Origin of the sequence: Mycolicibacter senuensis, assembly GCF_003284925.1 — a bacterium.
Classification (GTDB): Bacteria; Actinomycetota; Actinomycetes; order Mycobacteriales; family Mycobacteriaceae; genus Mycobacterium; species Mycobacterium algericum_A.
This window is the reverse complement of record NZ_QMEX01000044.1, coordinates 20766-28922: the sequence shown is the minus strand read 5'-3', so window position 1 is coordinate 28922 and position 8157 is coordinate 20766. Positions and strand designations below refer to the sequence as shown.

10 protein-coding genes are annotated in these 8157 nt (G+C 69.0%); 3 read left to right on the top strand and 7 right to left on the bottom strand.

Annotated elements, in window-relative coordinates; translation table 11 throughout:
* Positions 1–248: 248 nt before the first annotated feature.
* The 3 genes from DQP56_RS12375 to DQP56_RS12365 form a co-directional block, all read right to left on the bottom strand.
* Positions 249–1460 carry an MFS transporter gene (locus DQP56_RS12375; RefSeq protein WP_112685792.1) on the bottom strand — a complete coding sequence of 404 codons (1212 nt, stop codon included), beginning with the start codon at positions 1458–1460 and terminating at the stop codon, positions 249–251.
* 80 nt (positions 1461–1540) lie between these two features.
* Positions 1541–1834: a copper-sensing transcriptional repressor RicR gene (gene ricR, locus DQP56_RS12370; protein ID WP_112685790.1), complete on the bottom strand. Its 294-nt coding sequence runs from the start codon at positions 1832–1834 to the stop codon at positions 1541–1543.
* Positions 1831–2418: a DUF305 domain-containing protein gene (locus DQP56_RS12365; protein WP_112685788.1), complete on the bottom strand. Its 588-nt coding sequence runs from the start codon at positions 2416–2418 to the stop codon at positions 1831–1833. The genes ricR and DQP56_RS12365 overlap by 4 nt, the downstream gene beginning before the upstream one ends.
* Positions 2419–2494: 76 nt before the next feature.
* Between DQP56_RS12365 and ilvD the strand changes: the two genes are divergently transcribed.
* Positions 2495–4192: a dihydroxy-acid dehydratase gene (ilvD, locus tag DQP56_RS12360; protein WP_112685786.1), complete on the top strand. Its 1698-nt coding sequence runs from the start codon at positions 2495–2497 to the stop codon at positions 4190–4192.
* 42 nt (positions 4193–4234) lie between these two features.
* Here the strand turns inward: ilvD and DQP56_RS12355 are convergent, their stop codons facing one another.
* The gene (locus DQP56_RS12355) at positions 4235–4894 is read right to left on the bottom strand and encodes an O-methyltransferase (protein WP_112685804.1); all 660 of its coding nucleotides are present in this window, start codon (positions 4892–4894) and stop codon (positions 4235–4237) included.
* A gap of 120 nt (positions 4895–5014) precedes the next feature.
* Here DQP56_RS12355 and mymT point away from each other — a divergent pair, with 120 nt between their 5' ends.
* Entirely contained in the window at positions 5015–5164 is a 150-nt protein-coding gene (mymT, locus tag DQP56_RS12350; protein ID WP_112685784.1) for a copper-binding metallothionein MymT, read from the top strand.
* A gap of 42 nt (positions 5165–5206) precedes the next feature.
* Here mymT and DQP56_RS12345 read toward each other — a convergent pair whose 3' ends face one another.
* From DQP56_RS12345 to DQP56_RS12335, 3 genes are read right to left on the bottom strand one after another with little or no spacing between them, the layout of a single operon-like run.
* A complete protein-coding gene (locus DQP56_RS12345) occupies positions 5207–5713 on the bottom strand; it encodes a TIGR04338 family metallohydrolase (RefSeq protein ID WP_112685782.1) in 507 nt (168 codons plus the stop codon).
* Positions 5710–6471 (bottom strand): DUF2786 domain-containing protein, encoded by a 762-nt coding sequence (locus DQP56_RS12340; protein WP_112685802.1) that lies wholly within the window; start codon positions 6469–6471, stop codon positions 5710–5712. The genes DQP56_RS12345 and DQP56_RS12340 overlap by 4 nt, the downstream gene beginning before the upstream one ends.
* 45 nt (positions 6472–6516) lie before the next feature.
* Positions 6517–7356: an alpha/beta hydrolase gene (locus DQP56_RS12335; protein WP_112685800.1), complete on the bottom strand. Its 840-nt coding sequence runs from the start codon at positions 7354–7356 to the stop codon at positions 6517–6519.
* 48 nt (positions 7357–7404) lie between these two features.
* Here DQP56_RS12335 and DQP56_RS12330 point away from each other — a divergent pair, with 48 nt between their 5' ends.
* The gene (locus DQP56_RS12330; protein ID WP_112685780.1) at positions 7405–8145 is read left to right on the top strand and encodes a glucose 1-dehydrogenase; all 741 of its coding nucleotides are present in this window, start codon (positions 7405–7407) and stop codon (positions 8143–8145) included.
* Positions 8146–8157 lie beyond the last annotated feature (12 nt).

Below are 8157 nucleotides of genomic sequence, written 5' to 3'. Positions count from 1 at the left end.
GCCGCTCCGCAGCCCAGGGTGAGCACCGCGGCCATTCCCGCGGTGGACAGCCAGGCTCCGAGACCCGCGAGCTTCCATCCCGACATGTGTGTACCTCCGGTCACAAATCTTGGTTTCAAGTGTGGCACAGGCCCACTGTCAGCTAACTCGTACAGCGAGTGGAAAACGCCCCGAAACACCGGCCTGCGCACAAATGACCTGCGGTTTCAGGCGTGCGTATAGTGGCGCACGTTACCGCGCCCGGCGCGTCAGGGAACAACGAAGAGGCGTTTGCTCGCCGCCACCCCCACCGCAGTGACACCCACCAGCAGCGCTGACGCGCTCAGCATCGCCGACGTTCCGGCCCATTCGAACAACAGACCCCCGGCCAGCGAGCCCCCGGTGATGCCGACCTGGAACGCCGTGACATACAACCCCGAGGCCCCGTCGGGGTCGTCGGGCGCGGTGCGCATCGCCGCGGACTGCAGCATCGGCGACACCGCCATCGCCATGGCGCCCCACAGCACGATCGCCGCGGCGCCGACCGCAGCGGTCCCGGTGGTGTGCTCGCCGCCGATCGAGAGCGCGGCCAATACCACGAACGCCGCGGACAGCGCGGCCATGCAGCCACCGGTGACGGCCTTGGGATGGTGGTCCAGCAGCCGGGCCAGCATCGACATCGCGACCAGACCGGCGGCCCCGAAGGCGGCCAACAGCCAGGCCAACCGGGCCCCGGGTACACCGACCACGTCCTCGATGATCACCGCGATGAACGTGTAGGAGACGAAGTGGCCCGTGACGGCGATCAGCATCAGCGTGCTTACGCCCAACAACCGGCGGTTGCGATAGTGATGGCGCCCCACCAGCGCCAGCTGGTCGGTGCTGAGCACCAGGGCCGGCAACGCGAAGCGCGCCGCCACGGTGATGGCCGCCGCGGCCACGGTGATCACCACGACGGCCAGCCGCCAGCCCCACAGCAGGCTCATCGCCGATGTCAGCGGAATACCGACCACCAGCGCCAGGCTGGTGCCCACATAGATCGCGGTCGTCGCCCGGCCGGAATGGCTGGGCGGCACCAACCGGGTGGCGATCGGCGCCAGCACCGACCACATCAACCCGTGGGTGACCGCGCACAGCGCTCGTCCGCCGGCCAACACCGCGAAGCTCGGGGCCATCGCCGAGATCACCTGCGAGGTGGTCAGGCAGACCAGGGTGACCAGCAGTACCCGACGGCGCGGCCAGTGAGCCGTCCAGCGCACCAGCGGAATCGTCGTCGCCGCAGCAACCACCGCATACCAGGCCAGCAGCGTTCCGACCAGCGCTTCGCTGACACCCAAGCCCGCCGAGATCGCCGGTAGCGCGCCGACGGGCAGGATCTCGGCGGTGGCGTAGATGAACGCGGCAGCGGCCAGGATCGCCAACTGCGCCGTGGTCCGCGGGGTCCACGGACCGGTTCGGGTTTTACCAGTTTCGACAGTCATGTTCCTGGGGGCAGCGTCCAGCGGTGTGCGGCGCATCGCCCTCCCCGGAACTGCCGCGTCACATGGTAGCGGCGCGCCGGTCAGGAACGGACCAACCGCGCGATCGCGGCCGAGGCTTCGGTCAGTTTCGCGTCGGCCTCGTCCCCACCGGCGGCGACGGCCCCGCTGACGCAGTGCGCCAGATGTTCGTCGAGCAGGTTGAGCGCGACCGAGCGCAGCGCACTGTTGACCGCGCTGATCTGGGTCAGGACATCGATGCAGTACTTGTCCTCGTCGATCATCTTGGCGATTCCGCGCACCTGCCCCTCGATGCGGCGCAGCCGTTTGGCGTAGTTGTCCTTCCGCGGAGAGTACCCGGGGGCATCGGTGGTCATAGCGTCCCCAACTGTCGGTTCATCTGGTCTATCTCGGCCTGTTGCCGCGCCGCCAACGACTGGGCGATGCTGATCGCCTCCGGACTCTGACCGTGTTCAATCTCGTTGTGCGCCATCTCGATCGCGCCACGGTGGTGGGAGATCATCGACTGCAGCCAGAGCTTGTCGAACTCCGGGCCCCGCAGGCTGCGCAGTTTGTCCATGGTGGCCTCATCGACCATGCCGGGGATGTCGTGCTTGTCGGTGGCCGTGTCGGGCTCGCCGGGCGCGCTGTCGGGCGCTTCCCATTGCAGCAGCTGCGCCTGGCAACCCTGCAGTTCGACACGCTGCTGGGCGGCGATGTGATCGGCGAGCGCCACCACCGCCGGATCGGCGCTCTGGCCGGGCACCATGGCCGTCAACTCCAGCGCCTGCTGATGGTGGACGACCATGTCCTCCAGGAAGGCGATGTCGCCCGGGCTGCCGGTATTGGCCACCGCCGAACTGCTCGATTCCTGTTGCTCGGGCTCCGGCGCTGAGCGGTGACAGGCGCCCACGGAGACGCTGACGACGAGCGCGACGACGACGGCGAGGGCTGATCTCATGTGGCCATGCTAGCCGATACCCCCGCGGGGTATTTATTCGTTTTGTCCGCCCACTGCCGACCGGCATACTGAGCGGATGCCTGACTCCGCCGACATCAAGCCCCGCAGCCGCGACGTCACCGACGGCCTGGAGAAGACGGCCGCCCGCGGGATGCTGCGGGCGGTGGGGATGGGTGACGATGACTTCGCCAAGTCCCAGATCGGGGTGGCGTCGTCCTGGAACGAGATCACCCCGTGCAACCTGTCGCTGGACCGGTTGGCCAAGGCCGCCAAGGAAGGCGTCTTCGAAGCGGGCGGCTACCCGCTGGAGTTCGGCACCATCTCGGTTTCCGATGGCATTTCGATGGGCCACGAGGGTATGCATTTTTCGCTGGTGAGCCGCGAGGTGATCGCCGACAGCGTCGAGACCGTGATGTGCGCTGAGCGCCTCGACGGCTCGGTGTTGCTGGCCGGCTGCGACAAGTCGCTGCCCGGGATGCTGATGGCCGCCGCTCGGCTGGATCTGGCCGCGGTGTTCCTCTACGCGGGCTCCACCATGCCCGGCTACGCCCAACTCTCCGACGGAACCGAGCGCGAGGTGACGATCATCGACGCCTTCGAGGCGGTCGGCGCCTGTTCGCGCGGACTGATGTCGCGTGAGGACGTCGACGAGATCGAGCGGTCCATCTGCCCGGGCGAGGGCGCCTGCGGCGGCATGTACACCGCCAACACCATGGCAAGTGCGGCCGAGGCGCTCGGTATGTCGTTGCCGGGCAGCGCCTCCCCGCCGTCGGCCGACCGGCGCCGCGACGGCTACGCGCGGCGCAGCGGGTCGGCCGTGGTGGAGTTGCTGCGGCGCGGCATCACCGCCCGCGACATCCTGACCAAGGAGGCGTTCGAGAACGCCATCGCGGTGGTGATGGCGTTCGGCGGCTCCACCAACGCGGTGCTGCACCTGCTGGCGATCGCCCGTGAGGCCGAAGTCGAGCTGACCCTGGCCGACTTCTCCCGGGTGGGCGCTAAGGTCCCCCACCTGGCCGACGTGAAGCCGTTCGGCCAGCACGTCATGTTCGACATCGACAAGATCGGCGGGGTGCCGGTCATGCTGAAGACCCTGCTGGAAGCCGGCCTGCTGCACGGCGACTGCCTGACCGTCACCGGAAAGACGATGGCGGAGAACATCGCCGAGCTCAACCCGCCGGTCGTCGACGGCAAGGTGTTGCACGCGCTGACCAACCCCATCCACCCGACCGGCGGCATCACCATCCTGCGCGGGTCATTGGCGCCGGAGGGCGCGGTGGTCAAGTCGGCGGGCTTCGACACCGATGTGTTCGAAGGCACGGCAAGGGTTTTCGATGGTGAGCGGGCGGCACTGGATGCCCTCGAGGACGGCACGATCAGCGCGGGTGACGCCGTGGTGATCCGCTACGAGGGCCCCAAGGGCGGACCGGGAATGCGCGAGATGCTGGCGATCACGGGTGCGATCAAGGGCGCCGGCCTCGGCAAGGACGTCCTGCTGCTGACCGACGGCCGATTCTCCGGCGGGACGACGGGGTTATGCGTCGGCCACATCGCCCCCGAGGCGGTGGACGGCGGGCCGGTGGCGTTCCTGCGCGACGGCGACAAGATCCGCCTCGACGTGGCCAATGCGACTTTGGACGTGGTGGCCGACGCGGATGAATTCGCCGCGCGCGCCGAGGGTTTCACTCCCCCGCCACCGCGCTACACCACCGGCGTGCTGGCCAAGTACCGCAAGCTGGTCGGTTCGGCGGCCATCGGCGCGGTCTGCGGATAACGCAGCGCAGCGCTGGGGTGACCGACGGCCGCCGCGGCCCGGCTACGCCACCACGGCGATGGCGAAGCCGTCCCAGCCCTTGGCCCCGACCGTCTGAATAGCGGCGGCCTGCAGTCGCGGGTGCTCGCCCATCAACTCCAAGACATCCCGGCTACCACGTGCCGTCGCATCGCCGGATGCCGGCTGCAGGATCGTCCCCTCGCGGATCACGTTGTCCACCACGATGACCGACCCGGGACGGCACAGCCGCACCGCCCAGTCCAGATAGCCGACGTTGTTCTCCTTGTCGGCGTCGATGAACACCAGATCGAACGGATCGCCGGTCAGTGTCGGCAGGGTCTCCAGCGCCGGGCCGACGATCACCTTCGCCCGATCGCCGACACCGGCGCGGTCCAGATTGGCCCGGGCGACGTCGGCGTGCGCCGGCTCGTACTCCAGCGTCACCACCGCGCCGCCGGGCCCGACGGCCCGCGCCAGCCAGATCGTGCTGTAGCCGCCCAGGGTGCCGATCTCGAGGACGCGGGCGGCTCCGGTCGCCGTCGCGAGCAGGTTCAAGAACTTGCCCTGCTGCGCGGAGACCGCGATCGACGGCAGCCCGGCCGCGTCGCTGGCGGCCAGCGCCGCCTGCAGGTCGGGGTCGTCGCCGGCGAAGATGCGGTCCAGCAGGGTATCGACGTCGCGGGGCGTGGGTGTTTCGGTCACGTCCACTGAGGCTAGACCGCCACCATGATTTCCGCCTACCCATATCTTTACCCCATACCCCTATGGGGTATATAGTCGGCAGACCGGCGCCCAGCCGGTTGCAAGAGAAAGGTGCGACACATGACCAATTACGAAGCGGGAACGCTCTTGACATGCGGCCACGAAGGGTGCGGATGCCGCGTCCGCATCGAGTCCCCGTGTCACTGTCAGGGAGCCGGCGAGGCCTACCGCTGCACCTGCGGTGACGAGCTGGTCCCGGTCAGCAGCTGAGGAGCCGCGGCGCCGGTGACGCCCAACGGTGACCGTTAGGCGTCACCGGACGCCCTCCTTGGCGAACACCACCCGCAGCACATAACCCACCTCCGGGCCCATCACCAACTCGGCCAGCTCGCAGAACGTCGCGACGAACGCCGGGCCGTGCGGCGGCCGGACATCACACAGATGGTGCGCGACCTCGTGCAGCACCACCAGTTCCCGCAACGCCCAGTCCGCGCCGCGCTGGTCCGGTACGGCGATAACGCCTGCCTCACCGACCTTTTCGTAGTGCGCCGCCGTGACGCCGCGGCGGGCGCGCACCGTCAGCATCGCGGCGTCCGGCCACCGAGCGCATACCGCCGGCAGCGCCAGCACGTCGTCGAGATAGCGACTGACCGCCGCCACCGAGCCGAAGCGGCCCTCCGGCGGCAGTGTCATGCCGGTACCGAAGAACTCCACACTGCCGGCCCCGGTTTCAGCCGCCCGGTCGAAGAGGGTCCGCACAAACACCTCCGCGGCGTAAACCTTGGCGCGTTGCGTGTCGCGCTCAAACTGCCCGCTCACCGCTCCAGCGCGGACCGCGCCACCGACAACTCGGTGTCATCACCCAGGCGCGCCCGCCGGCCGGCCCGGTCCCCGGCTCGCCGCGCCGCCGACGAATACCCGGCCGAGGCCCTGGTCGCGCGCCAGGTACCTCGCGCCTGCGAAGCACCGCGGTAGAAGTCGGTCAGTTCGAGCTCCTTGTTGCGCAACGCGATCGCAGTCCCCGGCGGTCGATTGCGATCTTTCTCGGCCGCCCTGCGGGTTTCATCGCGGGCCTCGGCCAGCCGCTGGCCCACCCGGGCGCCGAACGCCAGATGGAAGTTCAACCGGGCAGTGATCGTCGGCGTAGGCCGATGCGCGCCGGTGGCGAGGTAGGCGTCGGCGGCCCGGACCATCTGGACGACCAGGCTGGCGTAGAGCGCATGTGTGGCGTCGATGTCCTCGGCGAATCCGTAGGCATAGACGAAGGTGGAGTTCGACGCCACGTCGCAACGCACGTCGTTGGCCGCGGCGATTCCGACGAACAGTTGCACGTAGGTACGTAGGCCCTTGGTGCCGGGCGATCCGATGGTGATGGTGCGCTGCACCGGGGCGGTGGCCGGTGTGCGTTTAGTGGCATGCGCCCGGGCGACCGCCAGATCGATGGAGGTGGCGGTGGCCAACCGCTGTGCTGCCGCCATGAACGCGTCGGCTTCGTGCGCGTTGTCGGTGCCTTCGGCCTGGCGCAGCAGAGCGGCGATACGCGCCAGCATCTTGTCGTCGGATAGCGCGCTACTCATGGCGGCCACGCTAACCGACACCGGCGACATCGCGCCGACGGCGATTCACAGCCGCGCGTCGATCCAGCCCACCACGTCGTCGAGCACCTGTTGGCGTTCCGGTTCGTTGAACACCTCGTGGTAGAGGCCCGGATATACGGTCAGCCGCACATCGGCGGATCCGACGCAGCCCACCAGGCGCTTGCTGCCCTCGGCAGGCACCAGACCGTCGTCGGCGCCATGCACCACCAGCAGCGGCGCCGTCAGCGCCTGCGCCCGCGACGGCATGGTCTCGCCGACCTTGATCAGCGCCCGCGCCACACCGGCGGGAACCCGGCCGTGGTGCACCAGGGGATCCTCGTCGTACGCCGCCACCACCGCCGGATCGCGCGAGACCAGGTGGGAGTCGAGTTTCTCGACCGGCAGGCCGGGGCTCAGTGCGCCGAGCGCTTTGGCGACGAACGCCAGCAACGGCGAGACCGTGCCTGCCATGTCCACCGCCGGCCCGGACAGCACCATCAACTGGTAGTCGTCGGGGCGGTCGACGGCGTAGCTGAACACGATCGCGCCGCCCATGCTGTGCCCGAGCACCACGCGCGGCAGCCCGGGGTGCTCCCGGGAGCCGATACCGGCGAGGGTGTGAAAGTCGCCGGTGTATTCCGAGATGTCCCGGCACCGCACCCGCTTACCCCCCGATCGACCGTGCCCGCGGTGATCCAGCGCGTAGGTCACCAGCCCGGCTTCGCCGAACCGCGCCGCGACGTGGTCGTAACGGCGGGCATGTTCACCGAAGCCGTGCGAGAGCACCACCACGGCACGCGGCGCCGTATCCGGTGTCCAGATGTCGTAGACGATCCGCACTCCGTGGACACCTTGGAAGGTTCGCTCGGCGCGGGTGACAGCCATCAGGGCAGCGTAACGGGCAAACACCACGCCCCGGTAACCTGAGGCGCCATGGGACGAGTCGACGGCAAGGTTGCGCTGATCAGCGGCGGTGGGCGGGGCATGGGTGCCGCGCATGCCCGGGCATTGGCCGCCGAGGGCGCGAAGATCGTCATCGGCGACATCCTCGACGAGGAGGGCGCCAAGCTCGCCGAGGAGCTGGGCTGCGACACCGCCCGGTTCGTCCACCTCGACGTCACCCAGAGCCAGGACTGGCAGACCGCCGTGCAGTGCGCCGTCGAGGAGTTCGGCCGCCTCAACGTGGTGGTGAACAACGCCGGGATCGCCAAATACAACACCCTGGAGAACTTCGACGTCGCCGTCTGGCAGCAGGTCCTCGACGTGAACCTGACCGGGACGATGCTGGGCATGCACGCCGCCGTCGCACCGATGAAATCGGCCGGCGGCGGATCCATCGTCAACATCTCTTCGGTGGAGGGCATCCGCGGCACCGCCGGACTGCACGGTTACGTCGCCTCGAAGTGGGCGGTGCGCGGCCTGGCCAAGGCGGCCGCCGTAGAGCTGGCCCCGCACAACATCCGGATCAACAGCGTGTTGCCCGGCCTGGTCCGCACCCGGATGACCATCGCCATCCCCGACGACTCCCTGCAGATCCCGCTGGGTCGCGGCGCCAGTTCGGCGGAGGTGTCCACCGCGGTGGTCTTCTTGGCGTCCGACGAGTCGGCCTACATGACCGGGGCCGACCTGGTCATCGACGGCGGCCTGTCCGTAGGCATCCCGCACAAGAGCTAATAAGGCGCTGTT

Coding starts and splice junctions, on each gene's coding strand:
- DQP56_RS12375 (WP_112685792.1), bottom strand. CDS start 1,460: ATGACTGTCGAAACTGGTAAAACCCGAACCGGTCCGTGGACCCCGCGG.
- ricR (WP_112685790.1), bottom strand. CDS start 1,834: ATGACCACCGATGCCCCCGGGTACTCTCCGCGGAAGGACAACTACGCC.
- DQP56_RS12365 (WP_112685788.1), bottom strand. CDS start 2,418: ATGAGATCAGCCCTCGCCGTCGTCGTCGCGCTCGTCGTCAGCGTCTCC.
- ilvD (WP_112685786.1), top strand. CDS start 2,495: ATGCCTGACTCCGCCGACATCAAGCCCCGCAGCCGCGACGTCACCGAC.
- mymT (WP_112685784.1), top strand. CDS start 5,015: ATGACCAATTACGAAGCGGGAACGCTCTTGACATGCGGCCACGAAGGG.
- DQP56_RS12340 (WP_112685802.1), bottom strand. CDS start 6,471: ATGAGTAGCGCGCTATCCGACGACAAGATGCTGGCGCGTATCGCCGCT.
- DQP56_RS12335 (WP_112685800.1), bottom strand. CDS start 7,356: ATGGCTGTCACCCGCGCCGAGCGAACCTTCCAAGGTGTCCACGGAGTG.
- DQP56_RS12330 (WP_112685780.1), top strand. CDS start 7,405: ATGGGACGAGTCGACGGCAAGGTTGCGCTGATCAGCGGCGGTGGGCGG.